This is a genomic window from Armatimonadota bacterium (assembly GCA_035527535.1).
Classification (GTDB): Bacteria; Armatimonadota; Hebobacteria.
The window spans coordinates 1-26,148 of the sequence record DATLAK010000100.1; the positions used below are offsets into that span (position 1 = coordinate 1).

Below are 26,148 nucleotides of genomic sequence, written 5' to 3' on the forward strand. Positions count from 1 at the left end.
CTTCGCGGTCACCCCCCCGCGCGGCGGCGCTTGACCGCGGAACCCCTTACCGTTACAATGAGGAGCTGACGAAAATAACTATCAAGCCCGCCGCTCGCCGGGCGGCGCGCGGTCAGGTGGTAAGGAGCAGGGATTGGGGGAGCACCTAAAGGGCAACTGCCTCTCGCGCATTCGCAGTATGGCAAGGGTGGAGGGCGCGATTACGGACAGGGTATCCCGCTTTGTCTTGGCGCATCCCGGGGACGCGGTCGGGCTCACGATCTCCAAGCTGGCGACGAAGGCGGGCGCCAGCGTGGCGACCGTGAGTCGATTCTGCACTGGCCTGGGTTATGAGAACTACCGGGCCTTTCAGATTGACCTCGCTGCCAGCCTTGCTGCCAACGAAGCGGCGGTGTCGGATGTTTTCGGCCCCGGTGACAAGCCGGCAACCATCGTCGAACGTGTCTTCGAGATGAACCGCCAGAGCTTGCTTGATACCGAAGCGCTGCTCGAGCGCGAAAAGGTCAATGCGGTGGCGAAGCTTCTGATGCGGGCGCGGCGTCTGTTTCTCATCGGCATCGGCGACTCGGGCCTGATCGCCAAGTCGGCGGCGCTGCGCTTTGGGAGCCTGGCCATTGCCACCCACGCGATCACCGATCCCTATGAGGGGGTGCTCCTGCTGTCGTCGGCCACTTCCCGAGACGTAGCCGTCGGCATCAGCCATACGGGTAGAACCGCGGTGACGACGAACTTGCTACAGCTTGCTCAGCGCAAGCGAGCCCGCACCATCGGGATTACCAACTATGCTGACTCGACGCTGGCGGCGCTGTCCGAATTCACGCTGCTTACCTCCTTTCGGGAGCGCAGAGTCAACGCCGCGGTCTCGTCCTCGGCGATTGCCCAGATGTGCCTGTTGGACGCGATCTACTTCCTGATCGCCTACTACCAAGGCGCCAAGGCGCAGGACTTAGCATCCGAGATCGAGCGGGTCGCGGAGGACTCGCTGCGGGCGAAAGCATGACGATGAAGGCGGCGCAACGTTTTCTGGCATTCGACCTCGGCGCCTCCAGCGGCCGCGCGATCGTGGGGGAGTTCGATGGGGCGCGCGTGACGTGCCGGGAGCTGACGCGCTTTGCCAACGAGCCGGTGCAGGTGCGCGACGATCTTCACTGGGATGTGCTGGCACTCTTCAGGGAGATCAAGCGCGGCCTGGGCGAATACGCCCGGCGGTACGGCTCCGCTGCGAACGGCATCGGTATTGACACGTGGGGGGTTGACTTCGGGCTCTTCGACCGGGACGGCAGGCTCCTCGGCAACCCCCATCACTACCGGGACCGACGCACGCAGGGGCTGCTCGAGGAGATCGACGAGCGCGTTGGCCGCTATCGCATCTATCGCGCGACGGGGGTCAACCCCCTTGAGATCCACACCATCTGTCAGCTCTATGCGCTCGCCAGGCGCCACTGCCCGCAGTTGGAGGTCGCCGACTGCTTGCTCATGATGCCGAGTGTCTTCCACTACTTCCTGACCGGAGAGAAAACCGATGAACACTCCAGCATCTCGAACACCGGTTTCTACGGCTTCGAGTGCGGCGCGGCGGTAACGGAATTCCTGGAGTGCCTCGGGATACCGGTGCGAATAGTCCCTCCCGTTGCACCCCCGGGCACGGTGATCGGGGGGCTGCAGCGGGGGGTGCAGGACGAGTCAGGGCTGGGGGCTGTTCCGGTGATAGCGGTGGCGAGTCATGACACCGCGAGCGCGGTGCTGTCGGTGCCCGCGGACAACCGCAGGATTTGGGCCTACCTGAGCAGCGGGACGTGGTCGGTGCTGGGCGTCGAGAGCGAGCAACCGATCCTCACGCAGGAGGGGTTCGACTGCGGGTTGACCAACGCCGCGACGGCCGGCGGCAACTACATGGCGTTTTTTGGCATCACCGGGCTGTGGATTCTCCAGGAATGCGCCAGGGTGTGGGCCGCCCATGGAGGTCCGTCGCTGCCTGCCGACATGGTGCGGCTGGCCGCCTGTGCCCCACCGTTTGCTGGCCTTGTGGAGGTGGATGATCCATCGTTCGTCAACCCGACTGACATGCCTCGGGCGCTGGTCACATATCTCCAGAGAACCTCCCAGCAAGTGCCGACGGACAACGGGACGCTGATCAGGATAGTCCTCGAGAGCCTCGCGCTCAAGTATCGCCACCTGCTGGCGAAGCTGGAGAAACTCACTGGAAATCGGGTGGAGGTTCTGCACGTCGTCGGCGGTGGCACGGGGAACGAGCTTCTGAGCCAGTTTACGGCCAATGCCACGGGTCTCCCCATTCTTGCCGGCCCGGCGGAGGCGACGGCGCTGGGCAACGTGCTCCTGCAAATGATCGGCGCGGGAGCAATACCATCAGTAAGCGAGGGCCGCGCCCTGGTGCGATCATCGGTCGAGCTGAAGGAATACGAGCCGCAGGATCGCGAGCGCTGGGACTGCGCGTACAAGCGATTCCCGGGGGTCGTCAGCGAGGGTTGAAGAGTGCAACGAGCATGCTTCCTGCTCAGGGTCAAGCCGGAGCTGATTGACGAGTACAGACAGGCGCACGACCCGGTGTCGCCGGAGCTGCTTGCGGCCATGCGTCGGGCGGGGGTGCGCAACTACTCCATGTTTCTGACGCCCGGCGGCCTCTTGATCGGCTATCTGGAGGCTGAAGATGTGCAGGCATCGTTGCGTGCGGTCGCCGAGACGGAGGTGAGCCAGCGCTGGCAGGAGCGGATGGCTCCCTATTTCGAAGGCGGCTCGGGCGACGTCCGGGGCCAGGCCGCGGAGTGGGTGGAGCAGATATTCTTCATGGCGTGAGCGCCTGCCCGCGGCTGCCTGGTGACGCGCGGGCCTTGAGCATGCTTCGCGCGGCGGCGCCGGTCACCGTGACCCGCGCGCGCTGAGGGAGAACGATGGACCCACTGCTGGAGGAGATCTACTCGCTGTCGCCGGCCGCCATGCGCGATGCCGCGCGGCACCTGATGCTGGGCGGAGGCACCAGGGGATTGCCGGTCGTCAGGCGCGGCAAGGGCGTGCGGGTCTATGACGTGGAGGGCCGCAGCTACATTGACTGCACCTCGCAGAGCTGGGCGATGTATCTCGGCTATGCAAACGACGAGATCAACCGGCTGCTGGGCGAGCACCTGCAAAGCATGTCCCACGTCCACCAGGGGGTGGACACGCCCATGCGCTATTACCTGGCGCAGCTGGTGGCCGAGATCGCGCCGGGCGATCTCAATCGGGTGTCCTTCACCGCCGGCGGCGGCCTCGCGGTCGAGGCGGCGATGAAGATCTGCCTCAAGAACACCGAGCGCGCGCGCGACTTCATTTGCCTCTATGATTCCTACCACGGCACCACCCTGGGCTCCCTGGGTGCGTCGTGGATTTCCACCCGCTCCGCGGGGGAGCTGGTCGGCGGCAGCCGCTTCTTGGCGCTGACGCGGCCGTTCATTCGCGTCCCCAATCCTTACTGCTATCGCTGTCCGCTCGACCTCGCGCGCGAGCGCTGCGGCCTGGCGTGCGCCAAGCTGTTCGAGAGCACTCTGCGCAAGGGCATCGCGGGCAACGCTGCGGGCTTCATCGTTGAACCCCTCCAGGGCAGCGGCGGGCAGGTCATACCGCCGGTGGAGTACCTGCGGGAGATCCGTCGCATCTGTGGCGAATACCGGGTGCCGCTGATCTTCGACGAGATCCAGACTTACTGCCGCATCGGCGAGTTCTTCGCCGCCCAGTACTTCGGCGTGACCCCCGACATCATCGTTCTGGGCAAGGGGTTCGGGGCGGGGCTGCCGATCGCGGCCACCATCATCTCGGATAAGCTCAAGGGCTTTGAGGGCGATGGGGAGGAACTGCACACCTTCGCCAACAACAGCCTGGCACAAGTGGCGGCCATCAAGCAGATCAGGATGATGCAAGCGGGGGTGCTGGAGAACGCGCGCAGAATGGGCGACTATGTCCGCACCGGCCTGCAGGCCCTGCAGCGCGAGTATCCGGAGATTGGGGACATCCGCCAGGCGGGCCTGCACGTGGGCGTGGAGCTGGTCTCGGATCCCCAAACGAAGGAGCCAGCGGTGGAGGCGGCAAATGCCATCCGTCGGGCGACGCAGGCCGGCGGTGTCATCCTGGGCAAGGGCGGCCCCTGCCCCCACGTGCTCAAGATCAAGCCCCCGCTGATCATTAGCCGCGACGAGTGCGACGAGGTGCTCAGCGTCTTGGCGGGAGCACTCAAGGCGGTCTTGCGAGGATAACCGATGGCATGGCCTGTCGAAATCGAGGCGCAGTTGCGTCGAGAAGCCGCCGAGCTCGACTTGTTCGATGCCAGCGCATGGCTGGGGCGGACCCCGGCGTTTCCGTTGATGGCGGAGGGGACGCCGGAGCTGATCGCCGACCTCCACCGCCGCGTGGGCATCAATGGCGTCCTGCTGTCGCACTGGAACGCGGCGGAGGACTGCTCCCAGGAACCGAACCAACAACTGCTGCAGGCGGTCGCGGGCCGCGACAACTGGTACGCGGCGCTGGCAATGCAGCCGTTGTTCCCTGCGGATCCAGGGGTGCCCGCCGTGAACGGCGCGGACTGGTCGCGAAAGGCTAGAGCGGTTCGCGTCTTCCCGGCCAGTTGGCACTACGCCCTGGTTGACTGGTGCGTGGGGTCGCTGTGCGAGATGCTGATCGAGAAGCGTCTGCCCCTGTTTGTCCTACACACCGAGACCACCTTTCAAGACCTATACGACCTCGCCCAGCGCTATCCTGAACTGGTCATCGTTGTCGAGGGGCAGGCGCAGAAGATCTTGTACCACACCCGGATGGTGCTGCCGCTGATGAAGGCCTGCCCCAACCTCCATCTGGAGATGTCGAACTACTGCACCCAGGGACTGATCGCCTACACGGTGAACGAGTTGGGGGCTGAGCGGCTGATCTTCGCCAGCTTCGCGCCCGCCCGGGACCCGCTGGTGCCGCTGGGACTGCTGCTGCAAGCGGACATCACCACGGAGGCCAAACGCGCCATTGCCGGCGCCAATATCCGGCGCATGATCTCCGAGGTACGACCGTGACCACCCCGCGAGTCGTGGACGCGCACATGCACCTGGGATGCCCCTGGACCATATTCGCCCATGGCTGGGGGCTGGCCGAGGTGCTGGCGCTCATGGACCGGATCGGCATCGAGCGCGCCTATTCTACGCATCACGCGTGGTTGGCGGGCCGCCACCTCGAGGCCCGCGCCGCTTCCGTTCTAGCCTATGAGGAATCCCGCGGGCGAATTCCGTTCCTGGGCGTCTACGATCCGCGCAGCGAGCAGGAATCGCTGGCGGTGATAGACGCCTGCCGGAGCCACGCGGGGCTAATCGGCATCAAAGTCCATCCCAGTTTCCACCGCGTTGCCGCCAATGACGACAGCTACGCCGCCGTGTGGGACTACGCCGGGGAGAACCGCTTGCCGATCCTCGCGCACACCTGGAGTGAGACCGATAACCCGGTGCAGAAGCTGTCGCTCCCGGAGCTCTTCGAGGTGCATCTGGAGAAGCGCCCAGAGGTACCCTTTATCATCGGCCACAGCGGCGGTCCCGGCGCCGGCCGGCTGCAGGCGATTCGTCTCGCCCGCAAGTACCCGCACGTTTACCTTGATCTGGCTGGCGACATTTTCGCCCTGGATCTGATTCCGTATCTGGTCACCGCGGTGGGCGCCGAGCGCGTGATCTTCGGCTCCGATCAACCATGGATTGATCCCCGGGCGCACCTCACGCGCATCTACCTGGCGGATATCGGTGACCGGGCAAAGCGACTGGTGCTGGGGCGGAACGCCCTCCGGGTGTTCGAACCGCACCTGCTACGTGAGGATGAGGAATGCTCGCCATAGACCTTTGCGGTAGGACCGCGCTGGTGACCGGTGGTTCGCGCGGCATCGGCGCCGCCGTCAGTGAAGCGCTGTGCGCAGCCGGCGCCGTGGTGGTGTTTACGCACACCGGTAGTCCCGCCCACCAGGGTCAGCGGGAAGAGCTCCTGGCGCGGATTCGCAAGCAGGGCGGCAGCGCCGAGGCGGTGGCGCTCGACGCCTGTGATGCGGGGGGGACGGCGGCTCTGGTGCAGGAGGTCGTGGAACGGCACGGCGCCCTGGACGTCCTTGTGTGCAATGTGGGACGCAACCTTCCGCGCCCCGCAGAGAGTGTCTCGGACGCGGAGTGGATGGCGTCTATTGACATCAACCTCACCTGCGCCTTCTATGCCGTGCGCGCGGTCTTGCCGCACATGGTGAAGGCGGGCCGCGGCCGCATCATTCTGATCGGCTCCTCCGCCGCCTATGATGGGGGTGGAGGCGCTATTGACTATGCCGCCGCAAAGGCCGGCCTCAACGGCATGATGCTCTATCTCGTCAAGAACTACGCGCGCCGGGGGATTGTGACCAATACCATTCATCCCTGCGTCATCGAAACGGACTTGCTGCGCGAGCGCTATTCGTCGGCAGAGGCGGTGCGTGAGCTCGTTTCCCAGATCCCGGTCGGGCGGCTGGGCAAACCAGAGGACATCGGCGGCCTGGTGGCATACCTCGCCAGTCCGTGGGGAGATTACGTTTGCGGACAGTCCATCCTGGTGGACGGGGGCAGGACCTTGGGCCGGTGACGGGCCGACTCGGACCCTCCTTCGCCGGGGTGTCTTGGATCAATCGAGCAAAGGACTGAGCGATGACGAGAGCGACCAGGTACAAGATCGGCAGCGGCTTCGCCCCATTCTCTCCATGTGCAGAAAGGTTCGTCGTAGGCGGCTACCGCGATCCCATGAGTCTGGAGCAGCAGATCGGCCTCGCGACCCGGGTGGAAGGGCTGCGGGGGGTCGGGCTGGACTACCCCTACCAGTTCGGCGACGGCGACATCGAGCGGGTGCGGCGCCTGCTGTCGGCGTCCGGGTTCGAGTTCTGCACGCTCGAGATCGGCCTCTATCCGGACCGCAAGTGGAAGCTCGGCACTTTCACCGCGCCCGACCCCGGCATCCGCCGCGAGGCCATCGAGATGTGCAAGCGAGGCCTCGAGGTCGCGGCCGACCTGGGCGCCGCCGACGTCCTGCTGTGGCCGGGCCAAGATGGTTTCGATTATCCGTTCCAGGTTGACTACGACGAGTGCTGGCGCGCTTTGGTCGAGGGCATCGGCGAAGTCGCCGCCCACCGCCCCGAGGTCAAGGTCGCCATCGAGTACAAGCCGAAGGAGCCGCGGGCCAACATCTTCGTGAGAAACGCCGGCACCCTGCTCTACCTCATCAACTCCATCGGCCTGCCCAACGTGGGAGCCACCATTGACTTCGGCCACAGCCTGGTCGCCGGCGAGAACGCCGCCGAGGCGGCGGTGCTCCTGGCGCGCGAGGGGAAACTGTTCCAGGTTCACGTCAACGACAACTACCGCGACTGGGATCACGACCTCATTGTCGGCGCCGTGTCCTTGTGGGAGACCGTAGAGTTCTGCTACTGGATACTGAAATCCGGCTACGAGGGCTGGTATGTGATAGACGTCTATCCATACCGGGAAGACGGCTTGGCCGCCCTCCAGCAGTGTGTGCGCAACTGGGAGAAGGTGCTCGACATGGCCGGCACGCTCACGCGCACCAACATAGCTGAGGCAATGAGCAACGCGGATGCAGTCTCCTCCGTGAGAACCCTGTGGGACACGCTCCTTCCGTGACCCGCGGTCGCGCCACACGCCTGCCGCACCTCGGCTAGCTGCCGTGGATCAGCCGCTCCAATGCCTTGGCGGGGAGACTCGCCTTCGGGCGGAAAGCAGCGCTCCCCGCGTACCGCAGCATCGCCGCCAGCAGGTAGCGGGCCTCCGGGAGCTTCTGATCGAGGTCCAGGGCGCAGATGATGATCCCACCCTTACCCACCTTTGCCTCCAGCAGATACGCCAGCGCCTCGACCACGTAGTACGTGCTGAGGACGCGAATGACCGGATCGCTGCGCTCCAGACCCAAGCCTTCCAAGGCGATCGGCGGCGCGGGCACGATAAGTCGGAAGAGCTGCAGATCCGCAAATCCCTGGTGAGGGAACTCCCCCAGCATGGGGTGGTCGAGGATGATCGTTCCGCTGTGGCCGTCCTCGAGGGGTGGGTAGTTTGCGGGCGGCAGGAAGAAGTACGCGCCCTCAAGGCCTAGCTTCCCCGGGAATGGGCGCAGCGCCACCTCTGGAGACGCCAATATCACGCGCCCGCCTTCGCGGCAGTGCTCGGCGAGGCGTTCGTCCAGCCGGCTCGAGAGCACCACCTTGGGCAGACGGGCGGCGGACCGACGTGCACTGATGCGAGGCAGCGAGCGCACGGTCCGCAGCCAGGAGCGACCGGGCGGGCCGTAGAGCGCCGCCGGCGCCGCTCGCCCCTCGGCCTCGGGGAAGAGCCAGAAGTTCCACTCGTTGTCAACCCGGCGGCGGCCTTCGCGCAGCGCCGCGCGCAGCGTGAGCATGAGCGGACGGGTGACCGCGGGCAAGGTGAGGCTGATGGTGCTGGCGCGGCACGTGCGGAAGGGCCGATGGCGATACTCCAGCGTCCCCGCGGCCAGCCGCCGCGTGCCGCCCAGCAACTGCCACTCGAGCTGGGGCGCGCGCAGCGGCGGATGCGAGAAGTCCGACACCGAGAGGCGGCAGCGGAAGGTCTCCCCTGCCACCAGCACGCGGTCATCGAAGTCGCGATCCATCATGATCACGGTGTCGCCGTTGGTGCGCGACCAGGTTTCGGCGGACACGAGCTTGCGATCGTAGAACTCGTCAACGATGCCTTGCGGCGAGTAGCCAAAGTCCGCCGCGCTGAAGTGGCAGATGCCGGCCAGGCGCGGGTGATCGCGGCGACAGGCCTCCATCTTGGCGCGCGCCTCGACGTACTGCAGGCGATGGCTGGCCTCAGCCATCTGGGGCAGCAGCCGCTGCAGCCCGTGGCGGCGGGCGGCCGTTTCGGCTACCTCGATGGCGTAGGGCCGCACCGCCCCCCGGTACTTGCGCTTGATCCGCACGTCCGGGTGGCTGCTCCACCAGCGAAACTCATGCTGGATCACCGGCAGCGGCGTCTGCTCATCGTACTTGCCCTCAGCGTTGACGAAATCAGCCGGCATCTCGGCGTCGAGGCCGCCGTCGGTCCAGATGACGAAGGCGGAGGGCTTGATGGCCTTGGTGTCGCGGTAACATTGCCAGGCGACCTCGGGGAAGGCGGCACCGTGGTATCCCAGCTCGTTGCTCATGCAATAGAGGGCCGCGGACGGGTGGTTGACGTCGCGCATGATCGTGCGGTCCCACTGCCACTTGAGCACGTCGCGGAACCGGGCGGTGGGCCGGGGCCAGCAGTAGCCATGCCAGGGGTCGCTGCCCGCCCACCCGCCGAGCATCCCCATCTCGCTCTGCACCAGCAGACCCACCTCGTCCGCGACATCGAAATACTCCGGCGCCGGCACGTAGGACTGGCAGCGCACGTAGTTGTATCCGTAGGCGCGCAGCGTCGCCAGCTTGTGGCACCACCGCTCGCGGCTCGTATCCGGGCTGCCAGTCTCCGGGTTGACCGCGAAATCCCCATGCCCGCGCAGGTAGTACGGCTCGCCGTTGATGAGGAAATGCTTGCCCTCGGTTTCGAGCTTGACAAACCCCACGCGCTCGCTCAGGGCATCCTCTACCCGGTCGCCGCGGCTGAGGACGGCATCCACCCGGTGGAGATTCGGCGTTTCCGGGCTCCACAGGCGCGGCGACGACACGGGACTGGACAGCCGATGGACACCCGCGCCCGACAACCTGCGCGTCACCCGCGCCACGGGCGCCCCGTCCGGGGATGCCACTGTCAGCGAGAGGGTCAACGCCTCGCTCGCGGCCCCTGCCAGTTGCACTCGGCAGCGAATTCGTTTGCCGTCCACGTCGGGGTGCATCCACAAGCGCTCGATCCACGCGCTCTCGGTGGCGGTCAACTCGACGCTCCGGTACAATCCGGACCAGTTCCCCATCCAGTTATAGGCGAGTCCGAGCCAGCGGTTCTGTTCGTGCACGCGCACCGCGAGGAAGTTGTCGCCGCCCAACCGCAGGTGCTTCGTCGCCTCGAAGGCGAACGGCACGAAGGGCGCGCAGTGGGCGCCCAACCGCTCGCCGTTGAGCCAGACCTCCGCCGCCGGATGGACGCCGCCGAAGTTGAGCCATATCCGCAGGCCCTTCCATTCGCGCGGCGCGGTGAAGCGCTTGCCATACCATGCCGTTCCTTCATAGGTCGCGCGGAACACCCGCGCCGGCAGTTGGAAGTCCCACGGCTCATCCGTGCCCTCGTGGCCGAAGCCCTGGCCCTGCCAGCAGCCGGGTACGCGGACGGCATCCGTAAGCAGGTGCGGGTGCTTGAACCATCCCTCGCGCTCCCCGCGTTCCTCCGGGTCGAGGCGGAACTGCCAGTCGCCATCCAGGCTGAGTACCCGTTCGGCGGGGTGGCGCCGCCACGGGTTGACGCGGACGGGCACGCGCGCCCGAGGGTCGAAATGCCAGTCTACGTGATCGGTGTACATGAACCAAGCCTCCCGGGGGATGCGGTCTAGCCGCGCTCGAGCAGCCGGCGCTTCAGGTCCAGATAGAACAGCCAGTTCTCGTAGGAGATGTCAGGTGGCGCCAGGTGGTCGAGCTGCGGGATATAGCCGCCGTCGGCCAGCAGCGGCGGCAGCTTGGACTCGAGCTCCTCGGTGATCGTCCGCCGGTCCTTGGTCAGCGCCCGCTTGTCCACGCCGCCCCACAGCAGCAAGTCGCGCCCGTACTCGCGCCGCAGCGCCACCGGGTCCATCCCGGCAGCCGCCTCGATGGGATAGGTGCCATTGACCCCCGCCTCCAGCAGCATCGGCAGCAGTACGCTCGGGTCGCCATCGCTGTCCAGGAAGATGATGTCTATGCCATGGCGCCGGAAGACGTCGTTGACCCGGCGGTAGCGCGGCAGCAGGAAGCGCTGGAAGATTGCAGGCGATATCAGCGGCCCGTTCTTGAAGGCGAAATCCTCCCACCACAGGAAGTAGTCGAGCTGCACCTGCTCCAGCGTGCGCGCCATCGCCCCCAGGGTGAACTCGGCGACGACATCGAGCATCTCCTCGGCCAGCGCCGGATCGTCGTAGAACACCGTGCACGCGTTCTCCGTGCCCATCCAGCGGCGCAGCATCGAGTAGAAACCGACCGAACCGATGCCCGGGCCCCACAGGGGACACTCTCGCTGCGGCGCCCACGCCACCAGCTCGTCCCAATCCGCGGGATAACGCTCCGGCTGATGCGGGTCGTAGCGACGCTTGATGCGCTCGAAATCCGCGCGCTCGGTCACCGGCCAGGCGACATACTGCGGCATCGAGACGCCGTCCTTCATGCACCGTTGGACGACGCCTTCGCCATTGCGCCTGGTGATCGTGCGCTCGTCTTCCACCAGAAGTTCCGGCTCGAAGGAGGGGATCATGCCCAGGTTGAGCCCCAGGTCCCGCTGCTCATCCAGCCCGAAGAAAGCACACCCGTTGAACGTCAGCGTGTCCTTCCGGCGCGCCTCCTCGGGCATGCCCTCCCGCAGCCAACGCTCCTGGGCCTCCGCCCAGTATCCGACCTCGATCATCGGCGCGCGGTCCACGCTCTGGTGATGCATGGTGCGCAGAAACCGCTCTCGGCCGTTCATGTCCGTCCTTCCTCGTCCAGGGCCCGTCCGCCCGGGAAGGCATGATAGCCATTTTCACTGGCATCGGATTATAGTGGGAATACATTACACCGTCAAGCGGCGCCGGCCATGCCACAACGCGCATCGAGGGTGCACGCCTAGCCCAAGCGACGGGTGGTACTGACGAACTCCTTGACCTGCTTCTCGAACTGCGAACGCGGGAGCAACACCGAGCGCCCGCACTTCAGACACTTGACGCGGATGTCCATGCCGGTGCGGGTGACTTCCCACACGTCGCCGCCGCAGGGATGCACCTTGCGCAGGCGCACCTCGTCGCCAAGGTTTATGCGCATGGGTTGAATCACGGTGATCCCATCCATGAGCGGGCTGGCTTTGTCAAGGGGTAGTGGTTGACCGTTGGCGTTGCCCCCTCGGTTCTGCTCAAGCGTCCCTTGCCGGGTGTAGGCTCTGCAGGCGGGCCGCCCGCGGACTGGCGGTCCGGCGCTGCGCCAACCATCTATCTATTGGTCCCTGCAATTGCTGCGCTCCGTGCCCTCGTCGTCCACCACCGCCACCTGTGCCTGGCGCTTGTGCAAATCCACTCCCACGTGTAACATCGGCAGTGCCTGCCTTCGGGTTAGTTGGTTCAGACTCGCGCATTCTCGCCCCTTGCGGCGTAACGCGCAAGCCCGGGGCAGGCCAGCCTTCTCATTGCATCAGTTTCCGCGGAGGCCCGCGGAATCCTCTGCGCGCGTGAGCAGGGGAAGGTCGGATAGCAGCCGCGGGTCCATGCGTGCTTGGCGGAACGCGCCGGTCCGTGGGCGGGAGGATTTCGCATGACTCCGAGACAGCGCGCGATCGAAGCCCTGGAGCTGCGCCGGCCGCCAGGTCTGGTGCCGCACCTGGAGCTGGAGTTCCAGTTGTCGCAGGAGGTCTTCGGGCGGCCGGCGCTGCGCGCCGAGCACTTGCAAGACATCACCGGTGCGCGCAGGCAGGACCTGCTCAAGCGCAATGCCGAGCACTGGGTCGAGGTCGCCCGGGAGTTCGATTACTCCGTCATCACCGGCCTGCACTGGCTGTCGCCTGACGATCAGCTCGCGAGCTTCGAGTATGTCCGCGACATCGCCGGCGACACGTACATGCTCAGCGCGTTCGTTGACGGCACCTTCGCCATTCCCAGCGGCGAAAACATGATCGAGCACGTCGTCTTCCTCACCGAGCGCAAGCAAGCGGCCCTGGAGGATGCGCGGCGCCGGGTCGAGGAGGCGATCGCCCTCGGCCTCCAGGTCATCGGCGGGGGCGCGGAGGTTATCTTCATGTGCGCCGACTACTGCTTCAACCACGGGCCCTTCCTGTCGCCTGCCATGTTCGCGGAACACGTCGCGCCGTTCCTGCGGCAGCAGGTGGCGGCGTGGAACGCGGCCGGCGCCTATACCGTCAAACACACCGACGGCAACATCATGCCCATCCTCGACCAGCTCGCGGATTCCGGCGCGCGCGCCTTGCACTCGCTCGACCCCATGGCGGGCGTGGACATCGCCGAGGTCAAGCGCCGCGTCGGCGGCCGCATGTGCCTCATTGGCAACGTCAACCTGGCGTATGTGCAATCGGGAACGCCGGAGCAGATCACCGAGAGCGCGCGCTACTGCCTGCGCCACGGCGGAGTCAACCAGGGCGGCTACATCTACGCCACCAGCAACTGCATCTTCAGCGGCGTCCCCATCGAGAGCTATCACCACCTGCTGCGCGTGCGCGAGGAATACGGCTACCCGGGCGCGCAGCCGTAGGCAGCCCCTCCCGATCGGCGGCAGAGGCGCCGGGGATGACAAGTTGCCGCCGGCAGCGCATCGTGGTCATAGAGGAGAAGACCCGGGGGGGGCAGAAAGACCGCCCGTGGTAGAAGCAGCGGCTGGCTGCCGCTGCGGCAGCCAATAACCACCCACCGCTTGGCTCGACTCGAGATAGTTGACTGAGTGCGATGAAGGAGTCCACAACCATGCCCGCGCAGCGTCGGCTGATGCTCGTGCTAGTGATCTGCGGAGTCGCCATGAGCGCGCTCACCCAGCGCCCGGCGATGAGCGATGAGGCGTCTTCCGCCGCCGCGCCCGCACCCGAGCCGCTGAGCCTGGAGCAGGCTGTCACCACCGCGCTGACCCTGAGCCCGCTTCTGTACCAGGCGGAGCAGGAGCTCCTGGCGGCCCGCGACGGGGTGACCCAGGCGCGCGCCGCCGGCTCCGTCACCGCCGAGATCGGGGTGACCCAGACGCGGGTCAGCGAGGTCTCCACGTTGACCCTCGCCGTGCCCGCGCCCCCACCCGACTACGTGACCTTCCAGACCGTCAGTCTCGGAAGCAAGGATAATACTACCGGCACGCTGACAGTGGCCAAGCCGCTGTACACCGGAGGCCGCATACCGGCCGCCGCTCGCCAGGCCCGCGCCGGGGCCGATGCGACCCTGGCGGGGTTGCAGCGCACCCGCCAGACGGTGACCAATGACGTCCAGCGGGCCTACTACGGCGCACTCGTCGCCGCGGACTTCGTGGCGGTGGCGGAGGGGGCTCTCACCTCCGCGCGCGAGCACCTGCGGGTGGCACAAGCGCGACAGGACGCCGGTGTCGCCCCGCGCTTCGACGTCTTGCGCGCCAAGGCGCGGGGCGCCCAAAGCGAGCAGGCGCTGATCCAGGCCCGCAATGGCCTGAACCTGGCGCGGGCGGCGTTGAACCACGCCATGGGCGTCGGCCAGGACCGTGAGTTCGTGCTGACGACCCCGCTCGCCGAGCCGACCGATACCGCCGGCCTCGACCTCACTGCGCTCGTGTCGCGCGCCCGGGAAACCCGCCCTGAGATCCACCAGACCCAGGCGCTGATCGAGGCCGCGGGCGCCGGCGTCTCGCTCGCGCGCAGCGCGAAGCACCCCACCCTCGGCGTCGCCTGGATGTACAGCCGGCCGTTGGAGACCAGCGCCTTCCAGGTGAGCAACTGGACGCTGGCGCTGACCGCCGGATTGAACATCTTCGACGGCAGGCAAACCAGCGCGGCGGTCAGCCGCGCGCGCCACGAGCGGGAGCGAGCGCGGGGCTTGCTGGAGCAGGTGCGGCAGGGGATCGCGCTGCAAGTGCGCCAGGCATACCTCGACCTCGATTCCGCGCGCGAGCGCATCACCGCCGCGACCGCCGGGGTAACCGAAGCCGAGGAGGCCCACCGCGTCGCCGGCCTGCGCTACGAGGCGGGCGTGGGCATCAGCGTCGAAGTGATTGACGCCGAGGTGGCGGTCGCCTCGGCGGGCAATGACTATGCCCGCGCGGTCTATGACTACAACGTCGCGGCGGCCCAACTGGAGTACGCGGTGGGCGCATCTGCGGCTGCCGCGCCCGCGGAGAGCCAAGCGCAATGAAGCGCGCCCCCGGGAGCCGCGGCATCGTCTCCGCCGCCGAAGTCTTCGAGAAGTACCGCGCTCACGTTAACCCCGGCCTCGCCGCCCTAGTCAAGTTCATGGGCTTCGACGCGGTGGAGGAGTCGGCGCAGGGCGCGATCGTCCGCGATACCGAGGGCAACGAGTACATTGACTGCCTGGGCGGATTCGGCGCGCTGTCACTTGGACACCGCCACCCGAAGGTGGTGGCTGCGGTGCGCGAGCAGCTCGAGCGCATGCCACTGTCCTCCAAGATCCTGCTCAACGACCGCCTGGCGGATCTATGCCAGCGCCTGGCGGAGATCACCCCCGGAGATCTCCAGTATTCCTTCATCTGCAACAGCGGCGCGGAGGCCGTCGAGGGAGCCCTCAAGCTGGCGCGCCTGGCTACGGGACGGCGGGGCATCGTCGGCGCGGTGGGCGGGTTCCACGGCAAGACGATGGGCGCACTCAGCGCCTCCGGCAGGGACCTGTACCGCAAGCCGTTCGCGCCGCTGGTGCCGGGGTTCTCGCACGTACCCTTCGGCGACGCCGAGGCGCTGCGCGAGGCGGTCAGCGGGGACACCGCCGCCGTCATCCTCGAGCCCATTCAGGGCGAGGCGGGGGTGGTCATACCAGCCGACGACTACCTGTCGGCGGCGCGCGAGATTTGCAGCGCGGCCGGCGCGCTGCTCGTCCTGGATGAGGTGCAGACGGGGTTGGGGCGCACGGGATCGCTGTTCGCGTGCGAGCACTGGGGCGTCGCGCCCGACATCATGACCCTGGCCAAGGCGCTGGGCGGCGGGGTGATGCCGGTGGGCGCGTTCGTGGCGCGCGCCGAGCTGTGGGACGCCTGGCGCGTGAATCCGTTGCTGCACAGCAGCACCTTCGGCGGCAATCCGCTCGCCTGCGCCGCCGCGCTGGCGGCGCTGGAGGTGGTCATCGAGGAGCGCCTGCCCCAGCGCGCAAGGGAACTGGGACAGCACACACTGCACGCTCTGGGCGAACTGCGGCAGCGTTTCCCCGATGCGGTTGTGGAGGTGCGGGGGCGGGGCCTGCTCATCGGCGTCGAGTTCGCGCATGAGGACCTCGCCGGGCTGGCCATCGCCGGGCTTGCGCAGCGGCGCGTAATCGCGGCCTACACCCTCAACAACCCGCGCGTTATCCGCCTGGAGCCGCCGCTGGTGATCGAGGAGGGACAGCTTGCCCGCGCCCTGTCCGCCCTCGGTGAGGCGGTGGAGCAGGCCGTCGCCCTGCTGGCGGACGCCGGACCCTACCAGGACGAGCCGCTCTGACGAGTGCAGCGATGCTGACTGTGGACGGGGCCCAAGGCGGCGGTCAGATTGTGCGCACCACCGTCAGCTATTCCGCCCTCAGCGGGCGCGCGGTGCGCGTCGTCAACATCCGCGCCGGGCGCCCCCGGCCTGGATTGCAGGCCCAGCATCTGGTGGCAGTGCGGGCCGTCGCCGAGCTGTGCACGGCCGACGTCACCGGGGCCGCCTTGGGCTCCGCCGCGATTGAGTTCCGCCCCGGTCCCATCGCACCGCCGGAGGTGTGGCGTCTTGACGTCGGCACCGCCGGCAGCGTTATGCTCATCCTGCAGGCGTTGCTGCCATGCCTTGCGCTTGGCGGGACCGCGGTTGATCTGACCCTCACCGGCGGCACCAACAACCCCTGGGCGCCTGCCTTCGAGCACACCCGGCGCGTGCTGCTGCCCACGCTGCTGCAAATGGGCGTGAATGTGGAAGCCGAGCTACGGAGCCGGGGATTCTACCCCCGGGGCGGCGGCGAGGTGCGGGTCCGCGTCGAGCCTGCGAGCGCCATCCAGCGGCTCTCGCTGTGTCAGCGGGGGCGTCCGGTGCGCGTATGGGGCATAGCGTACAGTTCCAACCTGCCCCAGCACATCGCCGAGCGCATGGCGCGCGCCTGCCGCGACCGCCTTGCCCTCGCCGGTCTGGCTCCGCAGGAGTTCCATATAGATACGGCCACACCGTCGCCGGGCGCCGGTTGTGGCATCATCGCGCTCGCCGAGTTCGAACACTCCGTGCTTGCCGGGGACAGCCTGGGAGAGCGAAGCAAGCCGGCGGAGAATGTCGGCCGCGAGGCCGCGGAGGCACTGCTGAGGGAACTGCGGTTCCAGGCGGCGGCTGATTCTCACCTGGCGGATCAACTGGTTCCCTGGGTTGCCTTGGCTGGCGGCGACAGCGCCTATGTGACATCTCGCAAGACCGACCATCTGGCATCGGCGGTGGCGGTGGCGGAGCACATGGTCGGCGCGCGATTCAGCGTAGAGGGGGATGAGCCGGCGAGAGTCCTCTGCCGCGGAATCGGCCACGCGCCTATCTAGGCCTCTGGGCGGAAGCTGAAGCTCTCGTGAGGCGCCGGCGAGAGGCCTGTGAGAGTGTGACCTTTTTGGGATAGCACATACCGGCTATCCGCGTTATTCTCTGCACACCAAGGGTGGAGCGTGGCGCATGGGTGTGAATATAGTGCGTTTCGGGCTCGATTAACGCCATTCATGCCCCCATGTCAACCGGAAAGAGGTCTTGTCGTGCCTTCCGACGAATAGTAAACAGGCGCGCCGTAAAGCGTGGGCACAGGCCCGGCGGCAATGGGTGCGCGAGCACGCATCGCATGATCCCCGGGGTGGCGGGCGGCGAACGGTTGGCTCGTTGTGGCGAGAGCCCATGCTCCAGGAGCGCGAAAGGAGCCCTATCTAATGCGGTCGCACTGGCTTACAGTATTCGTGATCGCGTTCGGAGCGATAGCGGTAGGGGCCGCTGCGGCAGAGGACGTCGTGGTCGTCGTCAACGGTGAGTCCATTACCAGGGAGGCGCTGGCGCATCGCCTGCTGGACCTCGGGACGACATGGCAGGCCCCGCTGGAGGAGATGGTCAACGAGACCCTGCTCTTCCAGGAATCGCGGAAGCAAGGGATAACGGTATCAGAAGCCGAGCTCGACCAGCGTGTGGCGAGCATACGGAAGAAGCTTGGCACGGAAGACGACTTGGCGCGCTACCTGGCAAGCCAGGAGCTCACCGAACCAGGCCTGCGGAACAAGCTGCGGGTCAAGTTCCTGGTGGAGAAGATGCTGGGCGCGAAGGCGACGGTGACGGACGGGGAAGTAAAGGACATCTACGAGAAGAACAAGGCCTCCTTTGACACCCCGGAAACCGTAACGCTGCGCATGATCCTCACCGCCACGAAGGAGAGATCGGAGCAAGCCATCAAGCGGCTGGACAAGGGTGAGAGCTTCGCGCAGGTGGCGAAGACGGTGTCCGAGCACACCTTGAGCGCGCAGAACGGCGGCCTCATCGGCAAGCGCAGCAGGGCGAGCCTGCCGCCGCCCCTGGCCGCGGCGGCTTTCCAGACCGAGGTCGGCGCCCACACGCAGCCGATAGGGATGGAGGACGGCTACTACATCCTGAAGGTCGAGGAGCGCACGGCCGCCAAGAGCCCAAGCTTCGACGACGTCAAAGCAGTCATCCGCGAGAACCTGCAGGAGTCCAGGCTCCTGCAGGCGTTCGTGGCGTGGCTTAAGGAAGCGCACGACAACGCCTCCATCGAGCGGAAGTGGCACCCGTAGCCGCACCCGCCAGTTCACCGTCCAATCGGGCTTCGGTCCTGACCACAGGTCGAGGCTTGCCATAACCCGGCTTGCGGCCGTTCGCGGCCCAGTCGAAGGAGGGTGTGATGGCCAAGGCGACGGGAGCCATCAAGACGGGTGTCATCGGCGCCGGCCGCATGGGCGCGGGATTCCACGCGGACCATCTGGCGCGCACCCGCAAGTTTGAGCTGACGGCGATCTGCGATACCGACGACGCCGTGCTGGCGAGAGCCAAGCGCAGGTTCAAGGTTCCCACCTACGCCTCGCTGGAGGAGGTGCTTGGACAGGCCGACGTCGAGCTGGTGGTGATCGCAACGCCGACCATCCTCCACGCCGAACAAGCGATGCTGGCGCTGCGCGCGGGCAAGCATGTCGTCGTCGAGGCGCCGCTGTGCCTGACCGCGCGCGACGCCGACGCCTTGGCGAGCGCGACGCGCCAGTATCGGCGCAAGCTGGCGGTCTTCCACCGGCACCGGTGGGATTCGGACTTCCTGACCCTGCACAAGACGCTGCAGTCCGACAAGCTGGGCGCGGTGTTTGCGCTCCAGCGCCGCGTCAGCGTGTCCGCCTCGGCGTGGGCGCCGGCGACGGATTCACAGACGCCGTGGCGGCTGGCGCGCGCCGCCGGGGGGGGCATCGGCTACGACTGGGGCTACCACCTGGTGGACCAGGTGCTGCAGCTGGTGCCGAGCGAGCCCGAGATCATCTTCGGCGACGCCCAGGCGCGGAAGCTGACCACCGAGGTGGACGACCATTTCACCTGCCTGATACGCTTTCGCAACCGCACCCTGGCGCTGCTGGAGGCCAGCGCCTGCGCGCGTGCCCGTGCCGCATCCTGGTCGGTGCTCGGCACCAAGGGCAGCCTGCAAGGCGACGAGCGCAAGCTCAAGGGCGAGGCTGGGCGCGACGCGCACGCGAAGGAGTTCGTTCCCCGCATGGCGAAAGGAGATCCGGCGGGATTCTATGCTAACCTGCATAAGGCGATCACGACGGGCGAGGAGCTGGAGGTCACGCTCGGGCAGGCGCGCCAAGTGGTGCTGATAATCGAGGCCGCATATCGCTCCAGCCGCATCGGCTGTGCGGTGCGGCTGACCGGCTTCGAATGAGTCGCGGCTTCACGCGCACACTCTTCCCCCATTGGAGGTGATTCCGTGGCGAAAAGGCAGTTGAACGTCGGCCTGATCGGCTACAAGTTCATGGGTGCCGCCCACTCCAACGCTTACCGCCAGGTTGGGCGCTTCTTCGACCTGCCGGTCGAGGTCGTGATGAAGGCCATCGCCGGGCGCGACGCGGTGGCGGTGCGAGCGGCGGCGGCGAAACTCGGGTGGCAGGAATACGAGACCGACTACCGGCGGCTGGTCAAGCGCCCCGACATTGACCTGGTGGACATCACCTCCGCTAACAACGCCCACGCGGAGATGGCGATCGCCGCCGCGCGCGCGGGCAAGCACGTGTTCTGCGAAAAGCCGCTGGCGATGGACCTGGCGGAGGCGCGGCGCATGGTGCGGGCGGTCGAACGCGCGGGCGTCAAGCACGCGGTCTGCTTCAACTATCGCGCCGCGCCCGCGGTCACGCTCGCGCGCCGGATCATTGACGAGGGGCGCATCGGCCGCATCTTCCACTGGCGCGCGCAGTACCTTCAGGACTGGATCGTGGACCCCAAGTTCCCGCTGGTGTGGAGACTGCAGAAGGAGGTCGCGGGATCGGGGGCGCACGGCGACCTCGCCGCGCACCTGATAGACCTCGCGCACTACCTGGTGGGGGACATCGCCCAGGTCGTGGGCGACATGACCACCTTCATCAAGCAGCGCCCCCGCCTCAAGGGCACCGCCGGCGGTTTGCGCGCCCGCAAGGCGGCGGGGAAGGGCCGGGTCACCGTGGACGACGCCAGCGCCTTCTTGGCACGTTTCGCCGATGGCGCCATGGGCACCTTCGAGGCGACCCGCTTCGCCCCCGGGCGCAAGAACCACAACTGCTTCGAGATCAACGGCAGCAAGGGCAGCCTGCGCTTCTGCCTGGAGCGCATGAACGAACTCGAGTTCTACGACGGCGGCGACCCCGCCCACCTGCAGGGCTTCCGCACCATTCTCGTCACCGATCCCAGCCACCCCTACATCGGCGCCTGGTGGCCGCCCGGGCACATCATCGGCTACGAGCACACCTTCGTCCACACGGTGTACAACGTCATCACCGCCATTTCCCAGGACCGGCTGCCCAGCCCCAACTTCCACGACGGGCTGAGGTGCCAGGCGGTGTTGGAGGCGGTATCCAACTCCGTCGCCAGCGGCGGGTGGGAGAAGGTGCCAAGGTCTAGGGTGTGACCGCCGAGCGTTGGTGTGCGCACCACCATGTAGCATAGCCGTTTTCCAATCCGGATGGCTAGGCCCTTCGGGCCGCCATGGCGGGCCGATCAGGCGGCCCTAGCCATTCATCGGGGCCCCCGGCTGTGAGACGCCATGAAAGTCATCTACGAGCGCGAAACCGATACCCTCACCATGATCCCGGCCGAGGCGCCGGTGGCAGAGAGCGACGAACTGCGCGACGGTCTGGTTATAGACTATGATCGCGCGGGGCACATCGTCTCGCTGGAGGTGATGGACGCCTCCGAGCACGTTGCCGAACCGGCCTCCATCGCGTTCGAACTGAAGGAGCCGGCGGCCCGCTGAGGTGTTATGCGATTGGGCGACACGGAAGTCGGGCGCATGTGGGACGACAACGCGGACGCATGGACGCTGCTGGCGCGCGCGGGATGTGACGTATATCGCGACCAGCTCAACACCCCCGCGTTCCTGGCGATGCTCCCCGATGTCGAGGGCTTGCGCGGGCTGGACATCGGGTGTGGGGAAGGCTGCAACACGCGCCTGGTCTCGAAGCGCGGGGCCAGGATGACCGGCATTGACATCGCGCCGAAGTTCGTTTACCATGCGCGCGCGAAAGAATCCGAGGAGCCGCTCGGCGTCAGCTATGTCGCGGGAACCGGCAGCAGGCTGCCGTTCGGCTCCGCTTCGTTTGACTTCGCCGTGGCCTTTATGAGCCTGATGGATATGGCCGACCAGGACAACGCCGTGCGCGAAGCCCGTCGCGTGCTGCGACCGGGGGGATTCCTGCAGTTTTCGATCATTCATCCGTGCTTCAACACCCCGCGTCTTGCATGGATTCACGATGAGTCGGGCGAGCGTGTTGCCGTGGCGTGCGGGGATTACTTCGCAGACCAACGTGGGCGCGTTGACGAATGGCTGTTTGGCGCGGCTCCCGCAGACGTGAAAGCAAACCTGCGGAAGTTCCGTGTGCCGAGATTCATGCGAACGCTCAGCAGTTGGATGAACCTGCTGATTGATGCCGGATTCACGCTGGAAAGAGTCGAAGAGCCGTGCGCTGACGAGGAGACAGCCCGCCGCTGCCCGGAGGTAGCGGACACCCGGATCGTCGCTTACTTTCTTCACGTGCGGTGCAGGAAGAGGCAGTGAGACGATTAGGGGTTTCGGAGACAGCAGGATTGTCGGCCTTGAGGAGGAATAGACGGGCGACGTTCAGCCGGTACATGTCGAGGAGGTAAGACTAGCATGAAGATCGGCGTTTTCACGGCTTTGTTCGGCCAGCAGCCGCTGGAGCAGGCGTTGGACTACATCGCGGCCTCGGGAGTCGAGGCGGTCGAGATCGGCACCGGCAACTACCCCGGCAACCCGCACTGCGACGCCAAGGCGCTGCTCGCCAGCGCCCCCAAGCGCAAGGAGTTCCTGAAGGCGATCGAGAGCCGCGGGCTGATCCTGAGCGGCCTGTCCTGCCACGGCAACCCATTGCACCCAAGCAAGCGCATCGCCAAGGAGCATCACGACGTTCACCGCCTGACGGTGCAGCTTGCCGCCAAGCTGGGCGTCGAGCGCGTCATCGGCTTCTCCGGCTGCCCGGGCGACGGCGAGCGCGCCAAGGCGCCCAACTGGGTCACCTGCCCCTGGCCGCCGGACTTCACCGAAGTCGTGGAGTGGCAGTGGAAGGAGAAGGTCGTCCCCTACTGGAAGGCCGAGGCGGCCTACGCCAGGAAGCACGGCATCAAGCTGTGCTTCGAGATGCACCCGGGGTTCGTGGTTTACAACCCGGAGACCATGCTGCGCCTGCGCGACGCCTGCGGCGACAATGTGGGCGCCAATTTCGACCCGAGCCACCTGTTCTGGCAGGGCATTGACCCCACCGCGGCGATCCGCATGCTCAAGGACTGCATCTTCCATGTCCATGCCAAGGACGCGCGCATTGATGCCTGGAACACCCGCGTCAACGGCGTCCTCGACACCAAAGGCTATGGGCGCGAAGCCGACCGTTCGTGGATCTTTCGCACCGTCGGCTACGGCCACAGCTACGAGGTGTGGAAGGACATCGTCAGCCACCTGCGCATGGTGGGCTATGACTACGTGCTCAGCATCGAGCACGAGGACAGCCTGATGAGCGTCAACGAGGGCTTCCAGAAGGCGGTAACTTTCCTGAAGCAGGTGGTGATCTCGGAGTCGCCGACGGCGATGTGGTGGGCGTGAGCGCGCTGGGCGCGGGCGGCGCCCTCCATACGGGAATCGGCAAGCGGCGGGTCGCAGCGGTGCTGCGGCCCGTCTGCGCGTTCGCCGCCTCCGAGGAGGTGCGGCCAAAGCGCGCGCAACCCGCGATGCACACTGCCCGCGCCCACTGCGCGCTACGCACGCAGGGGCTCCGTTTCTGGCTGTCAAGACAATCCGCCGCGTGGGCTGCGCCTCAACGCCTGTCCCTTTCAGGGCTACTTCGCTCGACGAAGTGGCTAGGTCTTCGACCGCCATCCCGGCCGCAGGTGGCTAGGTGGCTCCGCCACCGCCACGGCGGTCTGCAGCGCAGACCTAGCCGCCTAGGGACTAGGCTTCGAAGCCCGCGAAGGCGGGGATGTTCGCGGAGCGTGGGGACTGGGCAACCAACTCCTCCCCCCTTCCAGGGGGAGGACTGAGGTGGGGGTGGCAGGCACGGCGTTTTCACCCTCACCCAACCTCCCCCTCGCAGGGGGAGGGGTTGCAATCGCGCATCCGGGTGCCCGGGCGCGCGGCCCCTTCGACAGGCCCCTAAGCCCGCTGGGCCGGGGTGGCGGTCGCGGCGCGACCTAGCCAACTCAGGGCAGGCTCTGAAGCGCCTCGACCTTGATGCGCCCTTCCGCCCCTTCCACGTGGCCGGGGCGGCAGCCATTGCGGTAGCCCCGCCCAACGGGGCGCTGGTAGCGCTCCCGATCCACAACATCGCGCTGCTCGGATTCCAGCACCTCCTGCAACACTACGCGTGCGGCCCCCAGAAACGCCGAGGCTTGCCCGCCTTCGGAGGGTCGGCGATTCCTCCTCTTCGATTCCTTGGCGCAGAAACTCGTGCAGGGCCTGGCGCAAATGCGCGCTGGGTGCTATCCTCTGGTCCGGCATGGGTGTTCCTTTCCCCGACCCGTCGAGGTGGCTTGCTCGCCATACGGATAACCCATGCCCTTCCGTTTTTGCAGCATCATAGTGACATCACCCACCACCAGGTTCGTATCACGCCCCCGGTGATGCGGTCAGCGCACGCGGATGATGACACGAGCGGAAACGCCTGGGACCATGCGCAGGCCCTGGCTGTCGAGGCTCAACTGCACGGCGATCTCGGCCGCGCTGCCGGCGGGTCGCTCGCGGCCGCCGGAGGAAGAGGACGAAGGATTGCGCGCGACCGCGACATCGCCCACCGTAGTCACGCGCCCCCGGAAGACGCGGCGACCGTAAGGCCCCATGGTGATGGTGGCAGGCTGTCCGGGCTTGATGCGGGCGATCTGATACTCGGAGAAGGGGGCTTTCACCCAGCAAGGCTTGTCGCGATCGAGCAGCGCGAACAGGGGCGCGCCGCGGGTCGCCAGCTCGCCGCGATGGGCGTGGGCGGCGACGACGACGCCGGAGAAGGGGGAGCGGATATCGCTCGCGGCGAGCGCACTGCGCGCCGCCGCGAGCGCGGCTGCGGCCCGCTCGACCTGGGCCCGCGCCGCCGCCACGTTCTCCTCGGCGGGGCGGATGGTTGCGGAGACGCCGGCCGTCCGCGCGAGGTCGGCGGCCGACCGCTGCAGCTCGGCCTGGCGCCGCCCGATCTCTTGGCGCGAGGCTGTGGCCTGATATTCCCCGGCCTTGGCCAGCGCGAGGGCCGCATCCAGTGAGGCGACGCGCTGCCGAGCGGCCTCCACCACGTGCTGCTGGCTTCCGCTTTCCACCCGCTTCAGCCGCTCCCGCGCCGCCTCCAGCCGCGCCTGACCGATCGCCAGCGAAAACCGAGCGGCCTCCAGCTCACTGGCGGGGATGAAACCACGTTCCTGAAGACGCTGCGCGCGGTCGAAGTCGCTTTGCGCCTTGCCGGCCACTGCCTCCGCCTCGGCGAGGTCGGCGCGCGCCTGGGCGATCAGCTCGGGCCGGCTTTTCTCCACCAGTTCGAGTTCCGCGCGCGCTTGGGCCAGCTCGGCCTGCGCCTGGCGCACGCGCTCGGATTGGCTCACCCCCTGGTAGCGCGAAGTGGTTCCCGCCTGGTCGAGGGAGACCTGCGCCGATCGCACCTGGGCCCGCGCCTGTGCGGCGTCGGCCGCCGCCTGGCGGCGGCCGACCTGCAGTTCCGCCGCCGCCTGCTCCGCGGCGGCCTGGGCCGCCGCCAATCCCGCCTCGGCCTGCCGCGCTTGCGCCGCCAGCATGTCGCGATCGAGGCGCGCCAGCAGTTGCCCGGCGCGCACGTGCTCCCCGGTGCGGACGCGGATTTCGGTGACCGTGGCTTCGGCCGGGGAGGCGATGGTGACCGTATCCCCCTCCACCATCGCCACGGAAGTGGAGACGTAGGCGACGGACCGCCACCAGGAGCGCGCGACGAGCAGCAGAGCGGCGGCCACCGCCGCGCCCAGCAGGAAGCCGAGGCGGCGCCTCCACGGCCCGGGCTGCGCCCGCTGCTCCGGCCGCGCCGGACGGCGGCGCGTCTGGTCCGGCTCCTGTTGCGCGCGGCCGAAGAAGAATCCTGGTGAATAGCGGTCTGGATTATGTCTCACTGTCTAACACCGCTTGGCTGGCGGGATCAAGCGCGCCCGGATCCGGGATCTCGAAACGGGTGCCCTCGACGTCCTGGATCAGGATGCGGCCATCGGCCAGGGTGCGAATCTGCTCGCGGTCCGCCAACTCGAAGATAGTGAATCCGCGGTCGGTCTCGACCTCCCAGCGGGAGGCGCCGAAGGTCTCCTCCACCCGGTAGATACGGGTGATGCAGGGGGTGAAGTAAACGCGCGCGAGCTCTTCCTCCAACAGCAGGCGGCTCTCGGGGTCGAGGCGCTCGGGGTCGCGGATGAGGGCGACCTCACGCCCGCGCTCGCCCAGGAAGCCGACGAAGTTCGCGCGTTGAGAGATGGGATATGCGGCCGCGACCCGCACATCCGCAAACTCCCGCTCGCTGTCCACCAGCAGGCGCAGGTGTCGGAATTGGTCTCGCCGCAGTCGCACTCGCTCCGGGCTGAGAATCTCCTCCCGATAGGGCGAGAGCTCGAGGGGCGGTGATGATCGCTTGGGGTTCAT

24 protein-coding genes are annotated in these 26,148 nt (G+C 67.2%); 18 read left to right on the forward strand and 6 right to left on the reverse strand.

Annotated elements, in window-relative coordinates:
- The first annotated feature begins 133 nt into the window (after positions 1 to 133).
- The 8 genes from VM221_07305 (at position 134) to VM221_07340 (ending at position 7,661) form a co-directional block, all read left to right on the forward strand.
- Positions 134 to 1,000, forward strand: coding sequence for a MurR/RpiR family transcriptional regulator (locus VM221_07305; GenBank protein HUT74626.1), 867 nt, complete (start codon positions 134 to 136; stop codon positions 998 to 1,000).
- Positions 997 to 2,490, forward strand: coding sequence for a rhamnulokinase family protein (locus tag VM221_07310; protein ID HUT74627.1), 1,494 nt, complete (start codon positions 997 to 999; stop codon positions 2,488 to 2,490). Before VM221_07305 ends, VM221_07310 begins: the two co-directional genes overlap by 4 nt.
- A 3-nt stretch (positions 2,491 to 2,493) precedes the next feature.
- A complete protein-coding gene (locus VM221_07315; protein ID HUT74628.1) occupies positions 2,494 to 2,814 on the forward strand; it encodes an L-rhamnose mutarotase in 321 nt (106 codons plus the stop codon).
- A gap of 95 nt (positions 2,815 to 2,909) precedes the next feature.
- Positions 2,910 to 4,244, forward strand: coding sequence for an aspartate aminotransferase family protein (locus VM221_07320; GenBank protein HUT74629.1), 1,335 nt, complete (start codon positions 2,910 to 2,912; stop codon positions 4,242 to 4,244).
- Positions 4,245 to 4,247: 3 nt separating this feature from the next.
- Positions 4,248 to 5,048 (forward strand): amidohydrolase family protein, encoded by an 801-nt coding sequence (locus VM221_07325; GenBank protein HUT74630.1) that lies wholly within the window; start codon positions 4,248 to 4,250, stop codon positions 5,046 to 5,048.
- Entirely contained in the window at positions 5,045 to 5,851 is an 807-nt protein-coding gene (locus VM221_07330; GenBank protein ID HUT74631.1) for an amidohydrolase family protein, read from the forward strand. Before VM221_07325 ends, VM221_07330 begins: the two co-directional genes overlap by 4 nt.
- Positions 5,839 to 6,612, forward strand: a complete 774-nt coding sequence (locus VM221_07335; GenBank protein ID HUT74632.1) for an SDR family NAD(P)-dependent oxidoreductase — start codon at positions 5,839 to 5,841, stop codon at positions 6,610 to 6,612. The genes VM221_07330 and VM221_07335 overlap by 13 nt, the downstream gene beginning before the upstream one ends.
- Positions 6,613 to 6,674: 62 nt before the next feature.
- Entirely contained in the window at positions 6,675 to 7,661 is a 987-nt protein-coding gene (locus tag VM221_07340) for a sugar phosphate isomerase/epimerase family protein (GenBank protein ID HUT74633.1), read from the forward strand.
- A 34-nt stretch (positions 7,662 to 7,695) separates the two neighbouring features.
- On the opposite strand, the gene VM221_07345 is transcribed toward VM221_07340, so the two are convergent.
- From VM221_07345 to VM221_07355, 3 genes are all read right to left on the reverse strand, one after another.
- On the reverse strand, positions 7,696 to 10,488 hold the full coding sequence (locus VM221_07345; GenBank protein HUT74634.1) for a glycoside hydrolase family 2 TIM barrel-domain containing protein: 2,793 nt from the start codon (positions 10,486 to 10,488) through the stop codon (positions 7,696 to 7,698).
- A 26-nt stretch (positions 10,489 to 10,514) separates the two neighbouring features.
- Positions 10,515 to 11,618 carry a uroporphyrinogen decarboxylase family protein gene (locus VM221_07350; GenBank protein HUT74635.1) on the reverse strand — a complete coding sequence of 368 codons (1,104 nt, stop codon included), beginning with the start codon at positions 11,616 to 11,618 and terminating at the stop codon, positions 10,515 to 10,517.
- A 137-nt stretch (positions 11,619 to 11,755) separates the two neighbouring features.
- Positions 11,756 to 11,950: a DUF951 domain-containing protein gene (locus tag VM221_07355; GenBank protein ID HUT74636.1), complete on the reverse strand. Its 195-nt coding sequence runs from the start codon at positions 11,948 to 11,950 to the stop codon at positions 11,756 to 11,758.
- A gap of 483 nt (positions 11,951 to 12,433) precedes the next feature.
- On the opposite strand from VM221_07355, the gene VM221_07360 reads away from it, so the two are divergent.
- The 10 genes from VM221_07360 to VM221_07405 all read left to right on the forward strand — a co-directional run bounded on the left by VM221_07360 (position 12,434) and on the right by VM221_07405 (position 23,121).
- Positions 12,434 to 13,384, forward strand: coding sequence for a uroporphyrinogen decarboxylase family protein (locus tag VM221_07360; protein ID HUT74637.1), 951 nt, complete (start codon positions 12,434 to 12,436; stop codon positions 13,382 to 13,384).
- A 209-nt stretch (positions 13,385 to 13,593) separates the two neighbouring features.
- Complete coding sequence (locus VM221_07365) at positions 13,594 to 14,991, forward strand: TolC family protein (GenBank protein ID HUT74638.1); 1,398 nt, start codon at positions 13,594 to 13,596, stop codon at positions 14,989 to 14,991.
- On the forward strand, positions 14,988 to 16,283 hold the full coding sequence (locus VM221_07370; protein HUT74639.1) for an aminotransferase class III-fold pyridoxal phosphate-dependent enzyme: 1,296 nt from the start codon (positions 14,988 to 14,990) through the stop codon (positions 16,281 to 16,283). Before VM221_07365 ends, VM221_07370 begins: the two co-directional genes overlap by 4 nt.
- Positions 16,284 to 16,294: 11 nt before the next feature.
- Positions 16,295 to 17,335, forward strand: a complete 1,041-nt coding sequence (gene rtcA / locus VM221_07375) for an RNA 3'-terminal phosphate cyclase (GenBank protein HUT74640.1) — start codon at positions 16,295 to 16,297, stop codon at positions 17,333 to 17,335.
- Positions 17,336 to 17,707: 372 nt separating this feature from the next.
- Positions 17,708 to 18,574, forward strand: coding sequence for a peptidyl-prolyl cis-trans isomerase (locus VM221_07380; GenBank protein HUT74641.1), 867 nt, complete (start codon positions 17,708 to 17,710; stop codon positions 18,572 to 18,574).
- A gap of 107 nt (positions 18,575 to 18,681) precedes the next feature.
- Positions 18,682 to 19,701 carry a Gfo/Idh/MocA family oxidoreductase gene (locus VM221_07385; protein ID HUT74642.1) on the forward strand — a complete coding sequence of 340 codons (1,020 nt, stop codon included), beginning with the start codon at positions 18,682 to 18,684 and terminating at the stop codon, positions 19,699 to 19,701.
- Positions 19,702 to 19,746: 45 nt separating this feature from the next.
- Entirely contained in the window at positions 19,747 to 20,916 is a 1,170-nt protein-coding gene (locus VM221_07390; protein HUT74643.1) for a Gfo/Idh/MocA family oxidoreductase, read from the forward strand.
- Between the two features lie 135 nt (positions 20,917 to 21,051).
- Positions 21,052 to 21,261, forward strand: coding sequence for a DUF2283 domain-containing protein (locus VM221_07395; GenBank protein HUT74644.1), 210 nt, complete (start codon positions 21,052 to 21,054; stop codon positions 21,259 to 21,261).
- A gap of 36 nt (positions 21,262 to 21,297) precedes the next feature.
- Complete coding sequence (locus VM221_07400; GenBank protein ID HUT74645.1) at positions 21,298 to 22,062, forward strand: class I SAM-dependent methyltransferase; 765 nt, start codon at positions 21,298 to 21,300, stop codon at positions 22,060 to 22,062.
- A 96-nt stretch (positions 22,063 to 22,158) separates the two neighbouring features.
- Positions 22,159 to 23,121 carry a sugar phosphate isomerase/epimerase gene (locus VM221_07405; GenBank protein ID HUT74646.1) on the forward strand — a complete coding sequence of 321 codons (963 nt, stop codon included), beginning with the start codon at positions 22,159 to 22,161 and terminating at the stop codon, positions 23,119 to 23,121.
- Positions 23,122 to 23,714: 593 nt separating this feature from the next.
- Here VM221_07405 and VM221_07410 read toward each other — a convergent pair.
- The 3 genes from VM221_07410 to VM221_07420 form a co-directional block, all read right to left on the reverse strand.
- Complete coding sequence (locus VM221_07410) at positions 23,715 to 23,873, reverse strand: hypothetical protein (GenBank protein ID HUT74647.1); 159 nt, start codon at positions 23,871 to 23,873, stop codon at positions 23,715 to 23,717.
- Between the two features lie 267 nt (positions 23,874 to 24,140).
- Positions 24,141 to 25,631 carry an efflux RND transporter periplasmic adaptor subunit gene (locus tag VM221_07415; GenBank protein ID HUT74648.1) on the reverse strand — a complete coding sequence of 497 codons (1,491 nt, stop codon included), beginning with the start codon at positions 25,629 to 25,631 and terminating at the stop codon, positions 24,141 to 24,143.
- The gene (locus VM221_07420) at positions 25,621 to 26,148 is read right to left on the reverse strand and encodes a DUF1854 domain-containing protein (protein HUT74649.1); all 528 of its coding nucleotides are present in this window, start codon (positions 26,146 to 26,148) and stop codon (positions 25,621 to 25,623) included. Before VM221_07420 ends, VM221_07415 begins: the two co-directional genes overlap by 11 nt.

What these genes read in the sequence shown, in the direction of transcription:
- VM221_07365 (HUT74638.1), top strand. Translation starts at nt 13,594, where the DNA reads ATGCCCGCGCAGCGTCGGCTGATGCTCGTGCTAGTGATCTGCGGAGTC.
- VM221_07385 (HUT74642.1), top strand. Translation starts at nt 18,682, where the DNA reads ATGGCCAAGGCGACGGGAGCCATCAAGACGGGTGTCATCGGCGCCGGC.
- VM221_07405 (HUT74646.1), top strand. Translation starts at nt 22,159, where the DNA reads ATGAAGATCGGCGTTTTCACGGCTTTGTTCGGCCAGCAGCCGCTGGAG.
- VM221_07420 (HUT74649.1), bottom strand. Translation starts at nt 26,148, where the DNA reads ATGAACCCCAAGCGATCATCACCGCCCCTCGAGCTCTCGCCCTATCGG.
- VM221_07320 (HUT74629.1), top strand. Translation starts at nt 2,910, where the DNA reads ATGGACCCACTGCTGGAGGAGATCTACTCGCTGTCGCCGGCCGCCATG.
- VM221_07310 (HUT74627.1), top strand. Translation starts at nt 997, where the DNA reads ATGACGATGAAGGCGGCGCAACGTTTTCTGGCATTCGACCTCGGCGCC.
- rtcA (HUT74640.1), top strand. Translation starts at nt 16,295, where the DNA reads ATGCTGACTGTGGACGGGGCCCAAGGCGGCGGTCAGATTGTGCGCACC.
- VM221_07380 (HUT74641.1), top strand. Translation starts at nt 17,708, where the DNA reads ATGCGGTCGCACTGGCTTACAGTATTCGTGATCGCGTTCGGAGCGATA.
- VM221_07395 (HUT74644.1), top strand. Translation starts at nt 21,052, where the DNA reads ATGAAAGTCATCTACGAGCGCGAAACCGATACCCTCACCATGATCCCG.
- VM221_07350 (HUT74635.1), bottom strand. Translation starts at nt 11,618, where the DNA reads ATGAACGGCCGAGAGCGGTTTCTGCGCACCATGCATCACCAGAGCGTG.
- VM221_07335 (HUT74632.1), top strand. Translation starts at nt 5,839, where the DNA reads ATGCTCGCCATAGACCTTTGCGGTAGGACCGCGCTGGTGACCGGTGGT.
- VM221_07370 (HUT74639.1), top strand. Translation starts at nt 14,988, where the DNA reads ATGAAGCGCGCCCCCGGGAGCCGCGGCATCGTCTCCGCCGCCGAAGTC.
- VM221_07355 (HUT74636.1), bottom strand. Translation starts at nt 11,950, where the DNA reads ATGCGCATAAACCTTGGCGACGAGGTGCGCCTGCGCAAGGTGCATCCC.
- VM221_07360 (HUT74637.1), top strand. Translation starts at nt 12,434, where the DNA reads ATGACTCCGAGACAGCGCGCGATCGAAGCCCTGGAGCTGCGCCGGCCG.
- VM221_07400 (HUT74645.1), top strand. Translation starts at nt 21,298, where the DNA reads ATGTGGGACGACAACGCGGACGCATGGACGCTGCTGGCGCGCGCGGGA.
- VM221_07340 (HUT74633.1), top strand. Translation starts at nt 6,675, where the DNA reads ATGACGAGAGCGACCAGGTACAAGATCGGCAGCGGCTTCGCCCCATTC.
- VM221_07345 (HUT74634.1), bottom strand. Translation starts at nt 10,488, where the DNA reads ATGTACACCGATCACGTAGACTGGCATTTCGACCCTCGGGCGCGCGTG.
- VM221_07325 (HUT74630.1), top strand. Translation starts at nt 4,248, where the DNA reads ATGGCATGGCCTGTCGAAATCGAGGCGCAGTTGCGTCGAGAAGCCGCC.